Annotated in this window: 19 protein-coding genes; 12 read left to right on the forward strand and 7 right to left on the reverse strand. The window is 71.8% G+C overall.

The genetic code is table 11. The features are described from left to right. Positions 1–59: 59 nt before the first annotated feature. The gene (locus LZG04_RS03435; RefSeq protein WP_233812988.1) at positions 60–257 is read right to left on the reverse strand and encodes a hypothetical protein; all 198 of its coding nucleotides are present in this window, start codon (positions 255–257) and stop codon (positions 60–62) included. A 104-nt stretch (positions 258–361) separates the two neighbouring features. On the opposite strand from LZG04_RS03435, the gene LZG04_RS03440 reads away from it, so the two are divergent. The 4 genes from LZG04_RS03440 to LZG04_RS03455 all read left to right on the forward strand — a co-directional run bounded on the left by LZG04_RS03440 (position 362) and on the right by LZG04_RS03455 (position 2,975). Further along, on the forward strand, positions 362–1,222 hold the full coding sequence (locus LZG04_RS03440) for a helix-turn-helix transcriptional regulator (RefSeq protein WP_233812990.1): 861 nt from the start codon (positions 362–364) through the stop codon (positions 1,220–1,222). Positions 1,223–1,231: 9 nt separating this feature from the next. Next, on the forward strand, positions 1,232–1,399 hold the full coding sequence (locus LZG04_RS03445; protein WP_233812992.1) for a DUF397 domain-containing protein: 168 nt from the start codon (positions 1,232–1,234) through the stop codon (positions 1,397–1,399). 198 nt (positions 1,400–1,597) lie between these two features. Beyond that, positions 1,598–2,527, forward strand: coding sequence for a trypsin-like serine protease (locus tag LZG04_RS03450; RefSeq protein WP_233812994.1), 930 nt, complete (start codon positions 1,598–1,600; stop codon positions 2,525–2,527). Between the two features lie 82 nt (positions 2,528–2,609). Beyond that, positions 2,610–2,975: a carboxypeptidase-like regulatory domain-containing protein gene (locus LZG04_RS03455; protein ID WP_233812996.1), complete on the forward strand. Its 366-nt coding sequence runs from the start codon at positions 2,610–2,612 to the stop codon at positions 2,973–2,975. A 133-nt stretch (positions 2,976–3,108) separates the two neighbouring features. Here the strand turns inward: LZG04_RS03455 and LZG04_RS42305 are convergent, their stop codons facing one another. Further along, positions 3,109–5,064 carry a helicase-associated domain-containing protein gene (locus tag LZG04_RS42305; RefSeq protein ID WP_308198932.1) on the reverse strand — a complete coding sequence of 652 codons (1,956 nt, stop codon included), beginning with the start codon at positions 5,062–5,064 and terminating at the stop codon, positions 3,109–3,111. A gap of 93 nt (positions 5,065–5,157) precedes the next feature. On the opposite strand from LZG04_RS42305, the gene LZG04_RS03465 reads away from it, so the two are divergent. Further along, the gene (locus LZG04_RS03465) at positions 5,158–5,814 is read left to right on the forward strand and encodes a DUF2461 domain-containing protein (protein WP_233813509.1); all 657 of its coding nucleotides are present in this window, start codon (positions 5,158–5,160) and stop codon (positions 5,812–5,814) included. 24 nt (positions 5,815–5,838) lie between these two features. On the opposite strand, the gene LZG04_RS03470 is transcribed toward LZG04_RS03465, so the two are convergent. Then, the gene (locus LZG04_RS03470; protein WP_233812998.1) at positions 5,839–6,183 is read right to left on the reverse strand and encodes a VanZ family protein; all 345 of its coding nucleotides are present in this window, start codon (positions 6,181–6,183) and stop codon (positions 5,839–5,841) included. 82 nt (positions 6,184–6,265) lie between these two features. Between LZG04_RS03470 and pyk the strand changes: the two genes are divergently transcribed. From pyk to LZG04_RS03485, 3 genes are read left to right on the forward strand one after another with little or no spacing between them, the layout of a single operon-like run. After that, a complete protein-coding gene (pyk, locus tag LZG04_RS03475; protein ID WP_233813000.1) occupies positions 6,266–7,690 on the forward strand; it encodes a pyruvate kinase in 1,425 nt (474 codons plus the stop codon). Between the two features lie 8 nt (positions 7,691–7,698). Next, the gene (gene tesB, locus LZG04_RS03480) at positions 7,699–8,622 is read left to right on the forward strand and encodes an acyl-CoA thioesterase II (RefSeq protein WP_374202784.1); all 924 of its coding nucleotides are present in this window, start codon (positions 7,699–7,701) and stop codon (positions 8,620–8,622) included. A 47-nt stretch (positions 8,623–8,669) separates the two neighbouring features. Then, on the forward strand, positions 8,670–9,230 hold the full coding sequence (locus LZG04_RS03485) for a Uma2 family endonuclease (RefSeq protein ID WP_233813002.1): 561 nt from the start codon (positions 8,670–8,672) through the stop codon (positions 9,228–9,230). Here the strand turns inward: LZG04_RS03485 and LZG04_RS03490 are convergent. After that, positions 9,220–10,605 carry an aminotransferase class V-fold PLP-dependent enzyme gene (locus LZG04_RS03490; RefSeq protein WP_233813004.1) on the reverse strand — a complete coding sequence of 462 codons (1,386 nt, stop codon included), beginning with the start codon at positions 10,603–10,605 and terminating at the stop codon, positions 9,220–9,222. The genes LZG04_RS03485 and LZG04_RS03490 overlap by 11 nt on opposite strands. 10 nt (positions 10,606–10,615) lie before the next feature. After that, a complete protein-coding gene (locus LZG04_RS03495; RefSeq protein ID WP_233813006.1) occupies positions 10,616–11,122 on the reverse strand; it encodes an Lrp/AsnC family transcriptional regulator in 507 nt (168 codons plus the stop codon). A gap of 41 nt (positions 11,123–11,163) precedes the next feature. Here LZG04_RS03495 and LZG04_RS03500 point away from each other — a divergent pair, with 41 nt between their 5' ends. Beyond that, on the forward strand, positions 11,164–11,784 hold the full coding sequence (locus LZG04_RS03500) for a LysE family translocator (RefSeq protein WP_233813009.1): 621 nt from the start codon (positions 11,164–11,166) through the stop codon (positions 11,782–11,784). Between the two features lie 69 nt (positions 11,785–11,853). Then, a complete protein-coding gene (locus tag LZG04_RS03505; protein ID WP_233813011.1) occupies positions 11,854–13,626 on the forward strand; it encodes a sigma-70 family RNA polymerase sigma factor in 1,773 nt (590 codons plus the stop codon). Positions 13,627–13,720: 94 nt separating this feature from the next. Here the strand turns inward: LZG04_RS03505 and LZG04_RS03510 are convergent, their stop codons facing one another. Both LZG04_RS03510 and LZG04_RS03515 read right to left on the reverse strand, forming a co-directional pair. After that, positions 13,721–15,601, reverse strand: coding sequence for a ricin-type beta-trefoil lectin domain protein (locus tag LZG04_RS03510; protein WP_233813014.1), 1,881 nt, complete (start codon positions 15,599–15,601; stop codon positions 13,721–13,723). A gap of 168 nt (positions 15,602–15,769) precedes the next feature. Next, a complete protein-coding gene (locus LZG04_RS03515) occupies positions 15,770–16,777 on the reverse strand; it encodes a LacI family DNA-binding transcriptional regulator (RefSeq protein ID WP_233813016.1) in 1,008 nt (335 codons plus the stop codon). A gap of 121 nt (positions 16,778–16,898) precedes the next feature. On the opposite strand from LZG04_RS03515, the gene gndA reads away from it, so the two are divergent. Then, positions 16,899–18,338: an NADP-dependent phosphogluconate dehydrogenase gene (gene gndA, locus LZG04_RS03520; protein ID WP_233813018.1), complete on the forward strand. Its 1,440-nt coding sequence runs from the start codon at positions 16,899–16,901 to the stop codon at positions 18,336–18,338. Between the two features lie 24 nt (positions 18,339–18,362). Next, positions 18,363–18,980: a rhomboid-like protein gene (locus LZG04_RS03525; protein ID WP_233813020.1), complete on the forward strand. Its 618-nt coding sequence runs from the start codon at positions 18,363–18,365 to the stop codon at positions 18,978–18,980. Positions 18,981–19,292: the final 312 nt, after the last annotated feature.

Consider the following 19,292-nt stretch of genomic DNA (forward strand, 5'->3'; position numbering starts at 1 on the left):
TCGGACCGCCGTTTCGCTGGATACCCGGCCGCCCCGACAACGACGTCGGGGCGGCCCTTTCACTTGTCCCGGACCTGGGCCAGGGCCTCGCCGACCTTGGCGGCGAGCTTCTCCAGCCCGCGCTCGCTGAGGATCAGGTCGAGACCGCCGTCGTGGACGCCGCCCAGCCGGAACTGGATCTCCTGCCCCACCACGTCGAAGTCGATGTGGCAGTCACCCTCGACCGCCACCCACGAGTCCACCTTGATGCCGCTCATCCACCTCTCCCGTCTTTGGATGCGATCCAATCGCATAATCGGAGTTTGCGCAGTCGCTCGATCGGGTGACCAGTGGCCCGGTGGCGCGGCGGTAGGCTCGCCGCATGGCGAGGATCACGCCGACGGCGAAGAAGTTGTTGCTGGGCAAGGAGATCGCGTTCCTGCGGGAACGCGCGGGCCTCTCCCAGGCGCAGGCGGCCGCGCTCATCGAGAAGAGCCAGAGCCGCATGGCGGACATGGAGGCGGGGCAGTCCAGCATCACGCCGGGCGACCTGATCCTGTTGCTCAAGGGCCTCGGCGTCACCGATGAGGCGCACGTCGAAGCGTTGTTGGAGTTGCGCCGGAACAACCACCAGCGCGGCAAGTGGACCGGTGTGCGGAGCATGTACGCCGAGCAGTTCCGCACCATGATCGACCTGGAGGAGAACTGCGACCTCATCCGCACGGTCGAGACCGAGGTGCCGCCGGGGCTGTTGCAGTGCGAGTCCTTCATCAGGGCGCTGTACGCGCTCAGCGATGACGACCGGGACATGGACGCGCGGGTCCAAGCCCGGCTGGCCCGGCAGGAGATCTTCCACAAGCCCAACCCGCCGCAGGTGGCGTTCGTGATCTCGGAGTCGTCGCTGCGCCGCCAGTTCGGGTCGCCTGACGTCATGCGCGAGCAGATCAACTACATGATCAAGCTCTCGAAGCTGCCCAACGTCAGCCTCCAGGTCATGCCGTTCAAGACACGGGTGCAGAGCGGCTGGATCGGCGACCGGTTCGTGCTGCTCCGCATCCCGTCGCCCGGTGTGGCGGGACCGCTGGAGTTCGCCTACACCGAGAACGAAGCCGAGCTGCGCTATCTCGACGACAAGCAGGTCGTGGGCCGATTGGAGCGGGTGTGGGCCCGCTTGACCGGTGCTGCGCTGAGCTTCGAGGAGACGAGGAGGTTCCTGCGTAAAGTTGCTGCCGACTACAGCTAGGAGGCAGCAGTGTTCCGCAGGTCGAGCTACAGCACCGAGAGTGGCAACAACTGTGTCGAGGTGTGGCGGACGACGGAGTCGGTGGCGGTGCGGGACAGCAAGGTTCCGGAAGGTGGCGTGGTGCGGGTGAGCCCGGCGGCGTTCGACCACTTGTTGAAGGCGTTGGGCCGGGCCTGATATTCGTCGCCGCGCGGCCACGGGTGGGCATCGGGCGGTGTCCGGTGGGCCGTTGTGACCAGCTGAGCCGGCGAGTGGCCGAAGTTTTACCTTTTCTGTATCGATCCGAGTTCCCGGACGACTCAAGCGGGCGAGAACTGTTTCCGCTTGAAGGGATTCCGGGTGATTATCCAAAGAACTTCGACACGGGTTGGAATTGTGCTCGCGAGCGTTGTGCTGGCGACCGCCGGCGTGGTGTCAGCGGCGTCCGCGAGCACGCCGAAAGGCGTGGAGCTGGGCTCCAGCGACACCGGGTCGGAGGTGACGGCGGCCCGGTCCACCGGGTTGCGCGGCGTCTCGGCCTACGAGGGCACGGGCGTCCCGGCCGACGTGACCGCGTACGGCGCGCAGCGCGTGCCCGCCGGCCACAAGATCCGGGGCTACTCCTCGCCGACCGGCGACGACCTCGGCGTGCAGTCGATCATCGGCGCGGACAACCGGGTGCGGGTCGACCCGACCACCAGCTTCCCGGCCAGCGCCACCGTGCTGATCACGCGGACCGTCGGCGGCGTCGAATCGCTGCACTGCACCGGCTGGATGTTCGGCGCGAGCCTCGTGCTGACCGCCGGGCACTGCGTCTACAACCAGAGCAGCGGCTGGTACACCGGCCAGCTCAAGTTCTACCCGGGCGCGAACGGGACCACCTACCCGTACGGCTCCTGCACCGCGGCGACCCTGCGGTCCAACACCGGCTGGACCACCGACGGCAACCCCGACGCCGACTACGGCGGCGCGACCCTGAACTGCTCGGTCGGCAACACCACCGGCTGGTACGGCGCGTACTGGACCACGGCGTCGCTGACCGGCACGTCCACGACGGTCCAGGGCTACCCCGGCGACAAGGCCCAGCAGCAGTGGACCCACTCCGACCAGGTCCGGGAGACCGCGTCGCTGCGCCTGTACTACGACAACGACACCGTGGGCGGCAACAGCGGCAGCTCCGTGCACACCGTGCGGGCCTCCGGGTCGACGGGTTGCTCCGGCCGGTGCTCGCTGGCGTTCCACGCCTACGGCGTCGGCTCCAACGGCCACAACAGCGGGCCGCGCATCACCGAGAGCCGGTTCAACCTGGTCGTCGGCTGGCGCTGACCCGATCCGGTGAGGTTCGCCGGCGTGCGGCAACCGGGAACGCCGCCCGTTCCGTCCCAGCGGTGACCGAGAGGAGCGGATCGTGAGACGCGCACACCTCGCGCTGCTGATCGGCGTGCTGGCGCTCGGGGCGTGCGGCGGGGAGGCCCCGTCGTCCGACGCCGACGCCCCACCGCCCACCACCGCCCGGGCCACCGTCACCGGCGTGGTCACCGACTCCGCCGGCTGGCCGGTGGACGGCGCGCTCGTGCAGCCGAGGTCGCTGGACGCGCCGCCCCGCCCGGTGCCGGAGCTGGCGGTCCTGTCCGGCCCGGACGGCCGCTACGAGTGGCACTTGACCCCGGGCCGCTACGAGTTCACCGCGACCAGGGACGACCGCACCGGCCCACCGGCCGAGGCGACCACCGAGGCGGGCCGGACCGACCACCTCGACCTGCGCCTGCCCTGACGCCTGCCCGCTGGAACACCCCGCCGCCCCGACCCGCTGATCCGGGCCGGGGCGGCTCGCCGTCACGCGGACGCGCGAAGGGTCCGGCCACGGCCCGCCGGACCGGGAAGCCGGGATGCCGTGCCCTGGCGCGTCAGACCCCGGTCACCGCGCGCACCGACCGGATCCGGCTGACCGGGAACTCGCGGCGCTCGCCGCGCGGGGCGCAGTTGGCCTTGAGGTTGCCCGCCGCGTGGTCCACGGGCGTGATCACGTGCTTCACCGTGGTGCGCGGGCCGTTCGCCACCGCGATCTCCACCGACGTGCGGCTCACCAACGCCTCCGCCAGCAGCACGACCTCCGAATCGCGCAGCACCAGCGACTGGTCCCGCAGCAGGCGTGCCGTGCCGATCCGCTGCGACTCCGCGCGCGGCAGCACGAACTTCGGTCTCGGCCGCTCCACCAGCGCCGCCGCCAGCCCCGCCAGCTCCTGCTCGGTCAACGGCGTCCGCGACCCGGCGGCCGACCCGCGGACCGGCGGCGGCTCCACGCGCCGCCGCGGCACCCGTCCCACCACCGCCGTGCCGTCCGCCGACGACGTCGTCGGCGCGTACCCGGCCGCCCGCAGCAGCGCCACGGTCGCGTCGGCCGGCTTCACCGACGCCAGCACCGTCGGTCCCAACGGCTGCAACGACAGCTGCGCCAACAGCGGGTGCGCGGCCATCTCCGCCACCAGCGCCGGGTCCTCCGCCCGCACGCAGCACGCCACCGGCGTCACGGTGATCCGGCCGTGCTGCCGCGCCACCTCCCGCACCAGGTGCGCCAACGTCGGCGGCACGCCGTGCTCGCTCACCGACGCCAACCGGGCCAGCAACGCGTCCGGCTCGTGGCCCGCGTCCAACGCCCGCCGCACGCTCGCGCCGCTGAACCGCCACCCGCCCGCCGCGGCGTCCGCCGCCAGGTCCAGCACGGCGCTCAGCTCCCGTGACGGCAGCCCGGCCACCACGGCGGTCAGGTCCGGCCGCAGGTGAGCCGTCGTCGCGGCGGGCGGCACGAACCGGCTCGCCACCTCGGCGACCTCCGCCACCCCGCCCGCCAGGACCGCGCGGCCCAACGCGGTCGCCGCGCCCAGCGCCACCAACCCCACCGACTCGGCCTCCACCAGCGCCGCCTCGGTCGCCGCGCGCCCGTGCGCGGCCGGCCGGGCCCACACCAGCTCCGCCACCACCTCGTGCCGGTGCTCGTACGCCTCGTCCTCGGCCAACCGCGCGTACCGCTCCAGCAGGCCGTGCCTGGTCCGCTCGCCGGCGTCCGCCGAGGACGCCTCCGCCGACACCGGCCGCTGCCTGCCCGGCTCCCACGACATCCGCGGCCACGCCGACGCCACCGCGGCCAGCCGGTCCGCGGGCGAGGAGGCGCGCCACGCGTCCGAGCGGACCGTCGGCACGAGCCTGCCCTCGTCCACCGCGAGCAACCGCGCCTCCACGGCCAGCCCCACCCACAGCCGGGTCCGGTTCTCGTCCGCCCTCAGCACGCCCGCGATCCGACGCAGCTCCCGCAACCCCACACCGCCCCGGCACGCCACCACGTCGACGTCGCACAGGTCGACCAGGCGCGTGACGCCGTCCACAGTGGACGTCGCGGGCGTGATGGCGGCCCGGTCGGCGAAACCCCGGTCCTGCGGCGCGCGGCGCGGCGGGCGGGGCGCGGGCGTGATGCGGCGCGGCGGGTCGTCGGCCAGGGGGCGCAGGCCCGGCGCGGTGACCAGGCGGCCCTCCGCCGGCCACACCAGCGCCCTGGCGCGCAACTGGGCCAACACCCGCCTCAGCTCGGCCCGCGACGACTTGCCCTGGCAGCGCAACCGCGCGGCCAGGACGTCCACTGCGGCCTCGTCGCCCAGCCGCACCACCGCGTCCAGCACGTCCCGGCAAGCCTGGTCGAGCCCGTCGACCGCCGCGCGCAACGACGCCGTCGAGGTCAGCTCGTCCGCCAGCTCCCGCAGCGAACGGGGCCGGCGGCCGGCGGCGTCCTCGCGCAGCGCCAAGATGTCCCGGATCTGCCCCGCGTCGAGCTCGCGCAGCCATCCGGCCAGCGCCGATTTCCTACCCACCCGGCCGATTATGCACAGAACGTGACGGCTCGGTCATGCGTTGCGATAGAGCGTTCGAATGAGCCACGAATGGAGGAACGTAAGCTGTCCCCCGTGGAATTCACCGGCTTCGGCGAACACGCCATCGACTTCTACGACGGACTCGTCGCGGACAACTCCAAGGCGTACTGGGACGACAACAAGCACGTCTACCAGCGTGATGTGCGCGAGCCCATGGAGGCGTTGCTGGCCGCGCTGGAGCCCGAGTTCGGCAAGGGAAAGGTCTTTCGGCCCTATCGGGACGTGCGGTTCAGCAAGGACAAGACCCCCTACAAAAACCACTGCGGCGGCGTGGTCGAACTCGGCCGCGGCGGCGGCGCGCACTACGTGCAGATCGGCACCGAGGGCGTGTTCGTGGCGGGCGGGTCGTTCGCCATGGCGTCCGACCAGCTCGCCCGCTACCGCGAGTCGGTCGCCGACGACGTGCGGGGACGTGCGCTGGAGAAGGTGCTCGCGAAGCTCGCCAAGGCGGGCTGGGAGCTGCGCGGCGACAAGCTCAAGCGCGCGCCCCGCGGCCTCGACCCCGACCACCCCCGCATCGAGCTGCTCAAGCACAAGCGCGTGTACGTGGCCAAGGTGTGGCCGCCCGACGACGTGCTGCACGAGCCCGGCTGCCTCGACCGCGTCCGCGACGCCTGGCGACAGGTCACGCCCCTGGTCGACTGGTGCGCCGACCACATCGGCCTGACCGAGGTCGGCTTCCGCCGCTGACCGGTCGGCGGGAACCCGAACCCGTCACACCCGGTGGGCCGTCCCGCGGCTCCGCCAGTGCACGACGAGGTAGGCGACCGCGACGCCGGCCACGTCCACGAGGGCGTCCAGGACGTCTCCGCTGCGGTTCAGCACGGTGATGAGCCACTGCAACACTTCCGAGACCGCGGCGTAACCCAACAGGACGATCGCCAGTGGTCCGGACGGCAGCCGCGCGTACGTCCCGGTGGCCATGAGCAGGGCGAACAGCAGGAAGTGCACCACCTTGTCGGTGCCCGGAGGGGCCGTGGGCACACCTGAAGCCGGGGTGAACAGCACGATGACGCTGAGCGACGCCGCGACCACGAACGGAAGGATTCTGGAGCCCACGGGACAGATTCTGCCTGTTTCGAGGAGATTACTTCCCGGTACATCCTGATCGGTCCAGTGACAGGGACTACTCTGACTAGACGTGAGTCGACGCGCGAAGATCGTCTGTACGATGGGTCCTGCCACCGCGACCGAGGACAAGGTCAACGAGCTGGTGGCGGCCGGTATGGACGTTGCCCGGATGAACTTCAGCCACGGCAGCCATGCCGACCACAAGCAGGTCTACGACCTCGTCCGCAACGCGGCCGAAGCGTCGGGCCGCGCGGTCGGCATTCTGGCCGACCTCCAGGGACCGAAGATCCGGCTCGGCCGGTTCGCCCACGGCCCCGTCGAGTGGCGCACCGGCGACGTCGTGCGGGTGACCGTCGAGGACGTCGAGGGCACCCACGACCGGGTCTCCACCACCTACAAGCAGCTGGCGCAGGACGCCAAGGCGGGCGACCGGCTGCTGGTGGACGACGGCAAGGTGGGCCTGACCGTCATCGAGGTCGACGGCCCCGACGTGGTCTGCGAGGTCACCGAGGGCGGCCCCGTCAGCAACAACAAGGGTCTCTCGCTGCCCGGCATGGACGTGTCCGTGCCCGCGCTGTCCGAGAAGGACATCGAGGACCTCGAGTTCGCCCTCAACCTCGGCGTGGACTTCATCGCGCTGTCGTTCGTGCGCTCGCCCGCGGACATCGACCTGGTCCACCAGGTCATGGACCGCGTCGGCCACGGCCGCAAGCCGGTGATCGCCAAGATCGAGAAGCCCGAGGCGGTCGACAACCTCGAAGCGATCGTGCTCGCCTTCGACGGCGTCATGGTCGCCCGCGGCGACCTGGGCGTCGAGCTGCCCCTGGAGCACGTGCCGCTGGTGCAGAAGCGGGCCATCCAGATCGCCCGCGAGAACGCCAAGCCGGTGATCGTGGCCACCCAGATGCTCGACTCGATGATCACGAACTCCCGGCCGACCCGCGCCGAGACCTCGGACGTCGCCAACGCGGTGCTCGACGGCGCGGACGCGCTGATGCTGTCCGGCGAGACGTCGGTCGGCCGCTACGCCATCGAGTCGGTCAAGACCATGAGCCGCATCATCGTGGCCGTCGAGACCGAGTCCACCGTGGTCCCGCCGCTGACGCACGTCCCGCGCACCAAGCGCGGCGTGATCTCCTACGCGGCGCGTGACATCGGTGAGCGGCTGAACGCGAAGGCGCTCGTCGCGTTCACCCAGTCCGGTGACACCGTGCGCCGGTTGGCCCGCCTGCACACCCCGCTGCCGCTGCTGGCGTTCACGCCGGAGCCCAGCGTGCGCAGTCAGCTTTCTCTCACCTGGGGCACCGAGACGTTCCTGGTGCCTAAGGTGGACTCGACGGACGAGATGGTCCGCCAGGTGGACCTGTCGATGATCGACATCGGCCGGTACCAGCCCGGCGACCTCGTCGTGGTCGTGGCGGGCTCGCCGCCTGGCACGATCGGCTCGACGAACCTCATCCGGGTGCACCGCCTGGGGGAGGACGACCACGCTTAGGAGATGAAGTGACCGAGGCTGCCCGTGCCGCGGCAACCGCCGAGTTCTCGGACGTTCCGCTGGACGCCGACGGCGTGCCCCACGGGCAGCCCGTGCTCGACCGCCTCGTCGCGCTGCTCGACCTGGAGCGCATCGAGGAGAACATCTTCCGCGGCGTGTCACCCGCCGAGTCGCCCGTGCGGGTGTTCGGCGGGCAGGTCGCAGGCCAGGCCCTGGTGGCCGCCGGGCGGACCGTGCCGCCCGAGCGCCGGGTGCACTCGCTGCACTCGTACTTCATCCGCGGCGGCGACCCGACCGTGCCGATCGTCTACGAGGTCGACCGCATCCGGGACGGCCGCTCGTTCACCACCCGCCGCGTCGTCGCCGTGCAGCACGGCAAGGCGATCTTCGCGTTGTCCGCGTCGTTCCAGCTCGACGAGCCGGGCCTGGACCACCAGGAACCGATGCCGTCCGTGCCGCCGCCGGACTCGCTGCCGACCTACGCCGAGTCGGCGGCCGGGTACCTGGAGAAGGTGGGCATGGCCCGCCTGCCGCGGCCGATCGACATCCGTTACGTCACCGAGCCGCCGTGGCGGGCCCGCGAGGACGGTCCGGGCGAGGCGCGCAGCCAGGTGTGGATGAGGGCGGACGGCAAGCTGCCGGACGACGACCTGCTGCACGTGTGCGTGCTGGCTTACGCGTCGGACATGACGTTGCTCGACTCGGTCCTGGTGCGCCACGGCGTCTACTGGGGGACCGACAAGGTCCTGGGTGCGAGCCTGGACCACGCCATGTGGTTCCACCGCCGGTTCCGGGCCGACGAGTGGTTCCTCTACGACTGCGCCTCACCGTCCGCTTCGGGCGCGCGCGGCCTGGCCACGGGCCGTTTCTACAGCCACGACGGCCACCTGGTGGCTACCGTGGTGCAGGAGGGCCTGCTCCGGGTTCTGTAGTCGACCGGCTACGCTATGCAGTCAATAGAGCAAGAGAGGTGGCCGCGATGAGCACCATGCCCTGGCCTGACCACTTGTTCACGCTTGAGGAGTGGGACGCGCTTCCGGAGGACAAGTCGCGCCACTTCGAGCTGGTCGAAGGAGTTTTGCTGGTGGCCCCCAGGCCGGCACCGAAGCACCAAGTGGCGATGGCGAACCTCCGAAGCTGCCTGAAAGAGCAATTGCCTGCGGGCGTGGTGGCGGTCCAGGACGTCGATGTCGTGATAGACCCCGGGCCTCCGCTCTCACTGCGCGCTCCAGATGTCGTAGTGGTGCGGGCCGAGCGCTACTGGGAGCACCCGAGTCGGTTCGACCCCGACGACCTGCACTTGGCGGTGGAGATCGTGTCGCCGGGAACGGGCCGCACAGACCGCGTCTTCAAGCCGATCGAGTACGCCAAGGTCGGTATCCCGCACTACTGGGTGGTCGAACTGGACGAGCCGGTCACGCTCATCGCGTTCAGCCTCGTCGCCGGCAGGTACAAGCAAATCGCACACGGCACGGGGAAGGTCGAGGTTCCCGAGCCTTTCCCGGTCACCGTCGACCTCGACGAGCTGATCAACCCCTGAGCCGCAGGGCGTCCCACAGCGCCCGCACGTGGTGTTCCTTGGTCGCCTCCGCGCCGATCGCCACGCGGACCGCGAACCGGCCGTCGACCACGGTGTGGGTGATGAACGCGTTGCCGGAGGCGTTGACGCGGTCCATCGCGGCACGGGTGGCGTCGTCGCCGGAGCGGTGGGCGATGGTCACCAGGGACAGCGAGCGCGGCACGACGAGCTCCCAGTCGTCGGATGCCTCGACCCACGATTCGAGCAGGGTCGCCAGCTCCACGTGGCCACGCACGTGGGCGCGGATGCCCTCCAGGCCGTACCAGCGCAGCACCGACCACAGCTTCAGCGCCCGGAAACGGCGGCCCAGGGGGATCTGCCAGTCGCGGTAGTCCACGACCGCGCCCGAGTCGGTGGCCGTGTTGCGCAGGTACTCCGGCAGGATCGTCAGGGCGTCGACCAGGACGTCCGGGTGAGCCGTCCAGAACAGGGACAGGTCGAACGCGGTCAGCATCCACTTGTGGGCGTTCGCGGTGAACGAGTCGGCCCGGTCCACGCCGTCGAACAGGTGGCGGAACTCCGGGCACAGCGCCGCCGGGCCGGCCCACGCCGCGTCCACGTGCAGCCAGATCCCGTGCTCGGCGCACAGCTCGGCGATCTCCCGCACCGGGTCCACCGCGCCCGTGCCCGTGGTGCCGACGGTCGCGCACACCAGCACCGGCCGCCGGCCCACGGCCACGTCGGACCGCAGGCGCGACGCCAGGTCGTCCACCCGCATGGCCAGCCGCGAGTCCACGGCGACCGCCCGCACGGCCTGCTCGCCGAGCCCCGCCATCCGGGCGGCCCGCTCCAGCGACGAGTGCGTCTGCGACGACACGTACACCGTCTCGGTCCCGTCCACCCCGGACTGCCGCCACTTCCCGCCCGACGCCCGGTGCAGGGCGGCGAGCACCGCGACCAGCGCCGCCGACGACGCGGTGTCCTGGATGACGCCCCCGCCCACGAACGACGGCGGCAGGCCGAACGCGCCCACCAGCTCGTCCATCAGGTGCTGCTCGACCTCGGTCGCGGCGGGCGAGGTGGACCACAACATGCCCTGCACGCCCAGGCCCGCCGACAGCAGGTCGCCGAGCACCGACGGCAGCGAGGCGTTGGCCGGGAAGTACGCGAAGAAGCCGGGGTGCTGCCAGTGGGTCGTGCCCGGCAGCACGACCCGGTCCAGGTCCGCGAGCAGCCCGTCGAAACCCTCGCCGCGCTCCGGCAGACCGGCCAACCGGCCCCGCACCCACCCCGGCTCGACCGACGACCTGACGGGGAAGCCCTCGACGCGCGAGCGGTAGTCGGCGATCCAGTCGACGACCTCGTGACCGATCCGGCGGAACTCCTCGGGATCCATGGCCGGCAATCTATACGCGCCGCCTGCGGTGGGTCGGGCGCTGGTCGTCCGGCGGCGTCAGGGCCCGGGTCTCGACCCGCTCCAGCACCACCGAGCTGGTCAGGTTCCGCACCTCCGCGCGCGAGGCGATCTTGTCCATCAGGAACGCCTGCAGGTGCGTGCTGTCGGCCACCGCGATGTGCACCAGGAAGTCGGCCTGCCCGCTGACGTGGAACAGCGACCGCGTCTCCGGCTGCGCCATCACGAACCGCCGGAACGCCGCCACCACCGGCCGGGTGTGCGGCCGCACGTTGACCGACACCACGGCCTCCAGCGGCAGGCCCGTGGTCCGCGGGTCGACCACGGCGTGGAAGCCGGTGATCACGCCCAGCTCGCGCAGCCGGCGCACCCGGTGCAGGCACGTCGACGGCGCGATGCCGACCAGCTCGGCCAGGCTCCGGTTCGGCAGCGTCGCGTCGTTCTGCAACGCCTCCAGGATCAGCCAGTCGACCGAATCCAGTTCGGCTGTCTCGCTCACAACCGAACACTGTAACCGTCAGGTGGAATACACCCGAACGCGTGACGCAGGATGCGGCCGTGCACATCGCTTGGACCTCCTTCCTGCTCGCCCTGGTCGTGATCACCGTCGTGCCCGGCCCGGACTTCGTGCTGATCACCGGCAACGCCGTGCGCGGCGTGCGCTACGGCGCGCTCACCGCGGCCGGGGTGGTGACCGGGCTGCTCGTGCACGCCCTGCTGGCCACGGTGGGGCTGTCCGCGCTGGTCGCCGCGGCCCCGGCGGCGTTGCTGGCGGTCAAGGCGGTCGGCGCCCTGTACCTGGCGTACCTGGGCGTCACCACGCTGCGCGCGGCCCGGCGCGGCGGGCCGATCAGGCGGGCGCCGAAGTCGGACCGGTCGCTGTTCCTGCGCGGCGTGCTGTGCGACCTGCTCAACCCGAAGGTGATGCTGACGTTCCTGAGCCTGGTGCCGCAGGCCATGGACCCGGCCTCGCCGCCGCTGCCGCAGGCCGCGCTGCTGTCGGCGGTCGCCGTCGGCGTGTTCGCCTGCTTCTGGGCGGTCGTCGTGCCGCTGGCCGGGCGGCTGTCGGCGCTGCTGGCCCGGCCGAAGGTGCGGCCGGTGTTCGAGCGGTTGTGCGGCACGGCGCTGATCGGCATGGCGGCCACGGTGCTCGCCGCCTGATTCTCGTTATCGTGGCGCGTCCGACGAGTCTCCGGTGAGGTAAGCCCGAACTCGGCCGAGAGGAACGGTATGCGCACACCAGGGGACGCGGCGGCGGTGACGGCCGCGCAGCGGGGCGAGCCCGGCGCGCTGGACGCGCTCGTGGCCGCCTACCTGCCGTTGGTCTACAACGTGGTGGGGCACGCGCTGGCGGGCCACCCGGACACCGACGACGTGGTGCAGGAGACCATGCTCCGCGCGCTGAACGGCCTGTCGAAGCTGCGCGAGCCCGAGGCGTTCCGGTCGTGGCTGCTGGCCATCGCGATGAACCAGGTGCGCGACCACCACCGGACCAGGCCGCCGCTGGCCGACGCCGAACCGGCCGACCTGCCCGACCCGGGCGCGGACTTCGCCGACCTGGCCATCACCCGGCTCCAGCTCACCGGCCAGCGCCGGGAGGTCCTGTCGGCCACCCGGTGGATCGGTGACGACGAGCGCGAGCTGCTGTCGCTGTGGTGGCTGGAGCAGGTCGGCCGGATCACCCGCGCCGAGCTGGCCGAGGCGTTGGACCTCACGCCGCAGCACGCGGCCGTGCGGGTGCAGCGGATGAAGGCCCAGCTCGACGGGGCACGGGTGGTCGTCCGGGTGCTCGCCGGGCCGCGCTGCGGCGCGCTGGCCGAGGTGGTCGCCGACTGGGACGGGCGGCCCAGCGCGTTGTGGCGCAAGCGGATCGTGCGGCACGCGCGGGAGTGCGCCCGGTGCGCCCGCGGTTTCGACGACCTCGCGGCGGTGGACGGCCTGCTGGCCCGCATCCCGCTCGTGCCGCTGCCCGCCGGGTTCGACCTGGCCGCGCAACCCGTGGTCGCGGTGGTGAAGAAGGGCTTCTGGGCGAACGCCGCCACCAAGCCGTTGATCGCGGCGGCGGCCGTGGCGGCGGTGGCGGGCGCGGTCGTGCTGCTGCCCGTCGAACGGACTCCGACGCCCACGCCGATGGCCGCCCCGGTCGCCGTCACGACCACGCGGATGCCCTCGACCGTCCCGCCCACGACGACAACAACGACCACCACCACCACAACCACGACAACCACCACCACGACGACAGCAGCACCCGTCGAACCCGCGCCGGTCGCCAAGTCGGTGAAGAAGGGCGTCAGCACCTGGCACTTCGACGGCGTCACGGCCGCGTTGGCCGACGTCGGCGCGGGCTGGTTCTACAACTGGGCCCCGACCAGGGAGAACGTGCAGCCGCCACCCGGCGTGGAGTACGTGCCGATGATCTGGGGAGCCAAGGCGGTGACCCCGGCGAACCTCCAGGCGGTCCGCGGGCAGGGCACCACCCTGCTCGGCTTCAACGAGCCGGACCTCGCCGAGCAGTCGAACATGACCGTGGAACAGGCGCTGGACCTGTGGCCGCAGCTCCAGGCGACCGGGATGCGCCTGGGCAGCCCGGCCGTCGCGCACAGCGGTGACAAGGCGGGCGGTTGGCTCGACCGGTTCCTGGCGGGCGCGCGCGACCGTGGGCTGCGGGTCGACTTCATCACCCTGCACTGGTACGGCTCGGACTTCGGCCCGGCCGCCGTGGGGCACCTGAAGAGCTACTTGGACGCCGTGCACGCCCGGTACGGCCTGCCGATCTGGCTCACCGAGTACTCGCTGATGGACTTCTCCGGCGGCGCGGTGCGGTACCCGGACGCGCGGCAGTTGGCCGACTTCGCCGGCGCGTCCTCACGGATGCTCGAAAACCTGCCCTACCTGGAGCGCTACGCGTGGTTCGCGCTCCCCGCCGACAAGCCGGGCACGGGGCTGTACGTGCCCGGGGGGACGCCCAACCGGGCCGGCGAGGCCTATCGCGCCACCGGTTAGGCGAGCGCCCGACGCCGGTCGTGCGGCGTCGGGCGCTCCGCGGTGCCGGCCCGCCGCCGGTCGAGCGGCGGCGGGCCGGGCACGGCGAGGGCGATCAGGCGATGGTCCACTTCTGGTTCGCGCCGCCCGTGCACGTCCAGATCTGCAACCGGGTGCCGTCGGCGCTGGTGTTGCCCGTGACGTCCACGCACTTGCCGGTCGCCGGGTTCACCAGGTCGCGGCCCGACGTGTAGGTCCACTGCTGGTTCGCGCCGCCCGCGCAGCTCCACAGCTGCAACTGCGCGCCGTCGGCCGTGCCGCGGTCCTTGATGTCCAGGCACTTGCCGAGCGCGCGCAACGTGCCGTCACCGGGCCGCGACCACTGCTGCGCCGCCGTGCCGTTGCACGAGTACAGCTGCACGGCCGCGCCGTCCGCGTTGCTCCCACCCGCCACGTCGACGCACTTCCCGGCCAGGCCGGTGATCGCGCCGCCGCTGCCGCCGGGGTTGCCGGAACCGGGCGTGCCCTGCCAGGTGAACGTCGCCGACGTGCGGGCGGGCAGGGCGTAGGTGAACGACTGGTTGCCCCAGTTCACCCGGATCGACTGGGCCGATGTGCCGCCGTTGTGCGCGATCAGGGCCTTGGAGCCGTCCGGGTTGCGGTAGGCGACGTTCTGCACCGCGCCGTTGGCGGTCGAGTCGATCCGGTACGCGCCCGGCTTGACGAACTTCGTCAGGTGCCCGGTCGTGTAGTACTCGATCGTGTAGTCGACCTGGCCGGCCCGCGAGCCGCCCTCCTGCACGGTGATCAGACCGGTGCACGTGCCGCAGCCGCCGTTGTGGGGCCCCATGTCCTGGTTGAGCGCCAGGCTCCACTTCACCAGGCTGGAGCTCCAGTTGCGGGCGTAGTTGACGATGTCGGCCATGTCCTCGTTGTGCTGGTTGGCGATCCACGTGCCGCCGGAGTGCTCGGTGCTGAACTGCTTCACGGCCGGGTACTGGTCGCGCACCTGCGTGCCGACTGCGGGGTCACCGAAGTAGCCGTGCCACGCGATGCCGCCGAACAGCGGGTCGTTGCGCACGCCCGCGTCGCCCAGCACGCCGGAGCCGAAGTTGGCGTAGTCGCCGTAGTTCCAGTCGTGCACCAGCACCTTGGTGGTGATGCCCGCCGCGCGGAACGCCGGGTAGAGGTTGTTCTTGGTGAACTCGACCAGGCCCGCCGGGTTCCAGCTCATGCCGGGGTAGTTCATCGCGGTCGGGTTGGACGCCTGGCAGCAGTTCGGCTCGTTCTGCACGGACACGTAGTCGACCGGGATGCCCGCGGCCTGGTAGCTCTGCACGTACTTCACGAAGTACTGCGCGTACATCGGCGCGTACTCCCACTTGAGCCAGCCCATCTGGTCCATGCGGCCGTTGTCCTTCATCCAGCCCGGCGCGCTCCACGGCACGCCCTTGACCCGGAGCTGCGGGTTGAGCTGCTTGGCCTGCTGGGTCAGCAGCCGCACGTTCGTGTCGTAGCCGTTCGCGCCCCAGTCGTTGAGGTCGCAGCACGTGTCGTCGAGCGAGACGTGGCCGGGCCGGGACAGGTCGGACGCGCCGATCGGGTTGCGCACGAACGACAGGCCGATGCCGTCGACCGGGTGGAACAGCTTGCGCATGACCGCGTCCCGGGTGGCGGCCGAGACCGGACCGCCGCGCAGCAGGTAGGCGGTGGTGTCGGTGATCGACGCGCCGCCGCCCTCGAACTGCTGGTAGGTCGTGCCCTCGTTGACGGTGATGGTGTGGGTCGCGCTGCCGCCGTTGGAGCTGAACGCGATCGACGGCTGCTGCTGGAGGCCGCGGGTGACCGTGCGGCCGCCGCTGTCGGAGGTGGTGGTCAGGTAGACGTTCACGGTCTCGCCCGCGGCGGCGGCCGGCTGCGAGGCGGCGAGGGCGGCGGCGAACGTGATCAACGTTATGCCGGCGCTGGCGAAAGCCCGACGGTGGGAAGAGGGCACCCCGGACTCCTTTCACGACGTTGTGGGCAGGGGTCGGCAGTCTGAAACAAAGTGGAACATTTGTGGAACTTGTCCGCAGGTGAAGGAAACAATGGGCGCCGAACCCGTGTCAAGGTCGTGCATTCAGACCGGGAAATACCGTGAAAAGGGAGGTGGAACGCGGGTGCGTCAAACGCGCGGCGCGGGCCCTGTGGACGCCCTGACCACCAGTTCCGTGGCCAGCTCCACGTGCAGCGCTTCCAACTCGTGCCGGTCCAACAACCGCATCAGCAGCGTCACGGCCATCCGGCCCATCTCCTGCAACGGCTGCCGCACGGTGGTCAGCTCCGGCCACGTGGCCCGGCTGAGGTCGAGGTCGTCGAAACCGGCGATCGACACCTGGTCCGGCACGTCCAGCCCCAGCTCGCGGGCCGCGCGCAACGCGCCGACGGCCATCTTGTCGTTGAACGCGGCCAGCGCCGTCGGCCGGTCCGCCAGGCCCAGCAGGTCGCGGGCGACCAGGTAGCCGTTGGCCTCGGTCGGCTCGTCCACGTGCCGCAGCAGCTCCGCCGACGGCAGCACGCCCACGTCGGACAACGCCGCCGCGTACCCGGCGAGCCTGCCGTCGGCCGCCAGCCAGTCGCGCGGGCCGCCGATGATCCCGATCCGCCGGTGGCCCAGCTCCACCAGGTGCGCCATCAGCCGCCGCGCGCCCGCGAAGTGCGCCGCCGACACCGACGCCACGTCGCGCGGCAGCTCCGTGCGCGGGTCGACCACCACGAACGGGAACCGGCGGTCGCGCAGCCGGACCAGCTCCTCGGCCGGCTCCGGCGGCAGGATCAGGACCGCGCCGCCCACGTCCGACCGGCCCGCCAGGCCCGACAGCACCGGCTCGCGCTGCGCCGACACGCCCGCGCTGAGCACGACCTGCCTGCCGTGCCGGGCCAGCGTCTCGGCGACGCTGGAGACGATCAGCCCGAAGTAGTCGGTGAGCAGGTACGGGCAGCGCACGCAGACCGGGCCCGCCGGCTTCGCGCCCCGCGTCCGCGGCGCCTCGCCGCCCAACCCCGCCACGGCCTCGAGCACCAGCTCGCGGGTGTGCGCGGCGACGTTGGCCTGGCCGTTGAGCACCCGCGACACCGTCGCGATGGACAGCCCGGTGGCCCGTGCCACGTCCCGCACCGTCGCCCTGGCCATCCACGCCCCCGTTCCACGACTGTTTCACGATGTTACAGGAGTGATCGACGCCGCAGCGCGCAACGGTGCCCAGGGGTTCGGGACACGTGCGTTCGCGCGCGGAATTGGGCACGCTGTGCAGATGACCACCTCCGAGGCACCCGCGCGGATCGCCGTCACCGGGCTCGCCGTCATGGGCAGCAACCTGGCGCGCAACCTCGCCCGGCACGGCTACCGCGTCGCCGTGCACAACCGCAGCCACGCCCGCACCAAAGCGCTGATCGCCGACCACGGCCACGAGGGCGACTTCGTGCCCGCCGAGACGCTGGAAGAGCTCGTCGCGAGCCTCCAGACGCCCCGCCAGATCATCATCATGGTCAAGGCGGGCGCGCCCACCGACGCCGTCATCGACGAGCTGGTGCCCCTGCTGGAGCCCGGCGACATGGTGATCGACGGCGGCAACGCCCACTACGCCGACACCCGCCGCCGCGAGGCCGCCCTGAAGGAGGCCGGGCTGCACTTCGTCGGCACGGGCATCTCCGGCGGCGAGGAGGGCGCGCTCAACGGCCCCTCGATCATGCCGGGCGGGTCGAAGGAGTCCTACCAGCACCTCGGGCCCGTGCTGGAGGACATCGCGGCCAAGGTCGACGGCGTGCCGTGCTGCGTGCACGTCGGGCCGGACGGGGCCGGGCACTTCGTGAAGATGGTGCACAACGGCATCGAGTACGCCGACATGCAGCTCATCGCCGAGGCCTACGACCTGCTGCACCGCGTCGGCGGCCTGGCCCCCGCCGAGGTCGCCGAGGTCTTCCGCGGCTGGAACAGCGGCGACCTGGAGTCCTACCTGGTCGAGATCACCGCCGAGGTGCTCGGCCACGTCGACGCCGAGACCGGGTCCGCGCTGGTCGACGTGATCGCCGACGAGGCCGAGCAGAAGGGCACCGGCCGCTGGACCGTGCAGGAGGCGCTGGAGCTGGGCGTGCCGGTGACCGGCATCGCCGAGGCCGTCTTCGCCCGGTCGCTGTCGGGCCGGGCGGGCCAGCGGCAGGCGGTGCGGTCGGCGTTCGGGCCCGCCGAGGTCGCCGCCGACGCGACCGACTCGCTGGTCGAGGACGTGCGGCAGGCGCTGTACGCGTCGAAGGTCGTGGCGTACGCGCAGGGCTTCGACCAGATGCGCGCGGCGAGCGCCGAGTACGGCTGGGACCTCGACCTGGGCGCGATGGCCACGATCTGGCGCGGCGGCTGCATCATCCGGGCCCGGTTCCTCGACCGCATCCGCGAGGCCTACGACAAGGAGCCGGAGCTGGCGTCGCTGCTCGTGGACGACTACTTCCGCGACGCGGTGAAGTCGGCCGAGGAGGCGTGGCGGCGGGTCGTGGTGAAGGCGGTGACCGCGGGCGTGCCCGTGCCCGGCTTCGTCTCCGCGCTGGCGTACTACGACGGGCTGCGGTCCGAGCGCCTGCCCGCGTCGCTCATCCAGGGCCTGCGCGACTTCTTCGGCGCGCACACCTACCGCCGCACCGACCGCGAGGGCAGCTTCCACACCCTCTGGTCGGGTGACAGGTCTCAAGTGGACGCCTGACCCACCCGGCCCGATCATGGCCGGGTGCGTGAGCATTTCCGCCGCCACCCCGTCACGGCCGGCTACCTGTCGGCCGTGGCGGGGCTCGCGCTGCTGATGCGGTTCGTGTTCGCCGACGGCATGTCGGCGCAGGTGCGCCGGTCGCTGAGCACCAACGCGGCCAACCTCGCCGACCACCCGGTCAACGCCTTGCTGGGCAGCGCGTTCGTGCTCGACCCCGACGGCGACGGGCTGGTCGCCACCGGGCTCGCCGTGGTCGCCGCGGTGGTCTGCCTCGGCGCGCTGGAACGCGAGGTCGGCCCGTGGCGGGCGGTCGCGGTCGTCCTCTTGGGACACGTCGGCGCGGTGCTCTTGACGGCTCTCGTCATCTCTTCGGGTGTCTACCCGACCGACCTGACCGACGTGGTCGACGTCGGCGCCGGCTACGTGGCGTTCACCGCGGCCGGCGCCATCACCGTGTTGAGCCCGGTGGTGCTGCGCGTGCCGTGGCTGGCGCTGCTCGTCGCGTACCCGCTGGCGACCGCCGAGTGGCACGGCGCGGTGCCCGAGTTCGCCGCGCTCGGCCACGTCGCGGCCGTCCTCATCGGACTGTGCGGCGGCACCTTCGCGGTCGCCCGCGCCTACGCGGCCGTCGGGCGGTAACTCCGTCACCAGGGGTGACGACCCCGTTCGTGATCAACACGACCGGGTGGAACCGCTGTCAGAGCGCCCCCTTCCTCCGTCATCATGGTGGGGACGCGACCTGTGCGACGCGGGCTGTGCCGACACGTTCTCCCTGTGCCGACACGGAGGTGCCACCGTGGCGAACCCTCACCACCGCGCCGGGGCCGAGTTCCGACTCGCCTTCTGGCCGCGCCTGCTGCCGCCCTTAGCGCGTCACTAGGCCCCCCTCCTCGAACGACACCCCGCGCACCGCGCGGGGCGATACCCCCTTGCCCGAAGGAAGGACCGAGC

This window comes from Saccharothrix sp. S26 (genome assembly GCF_021390395.1).
Taxonomy (GTDB): Bacteria; Actinomycetota; Actinomycetes; order Mycobacteriales; family Pseudonocardiaceae; genus Actinosynnema.

Bases quoted from the DNA above. Each gene is read 5' to 3' on its own strand.
- LZG04_RS03435 (WP_233812988.1), bottom strand. From the start codon at position 257: ATGAGCGGCATCAAGGTGGACTCGTGGGTGGCGGTCGAGGGTGACTGC.
- LZG04_RS03440 (WP_233812990.1), top strand. From the start codon at position 362: ATGGCGAGGATCACGCCGACGGCGAAGAAGTTGTTGCTGGGCAAGGAG.
- LZG04_RS03485 (WP_233813002.1), top strand. From the start codon at position 8,670: ATGAGCACCATGCCCTGGCCTGACCACTTGTTCACGCTTGAGGAGTGG.
- LZG04_RS03490 (WP_233813004.1), bottom strand. From the start codon at position 10,605: ATGGATCCCGAGGAGTTCCGCCGGATCGGTCACGAGGTCGTCGACTGG.
- LZG04_RS03505 (WP_233813011.1), top strand. From the start codon at position 11,854: ATGCGCACACCAGGGGACGCGGCGGCGGTGACGGCCGCGCAGCGGGGC.
- LZG04_RS03515 (WP_233813016.1), bottom strand. From the start codon at position 16,777: ATGGCCAGGGCGACGGTGCGGGACGTGGCACGGGCCACCGGGCTGTCC.
- gndA (WP_233813018.1), top strand. From the start codon at position 16,899: ATGACCACCTCCGAGGCACCCGCGCGGATCGCCGTCACCGGGCTCGCC.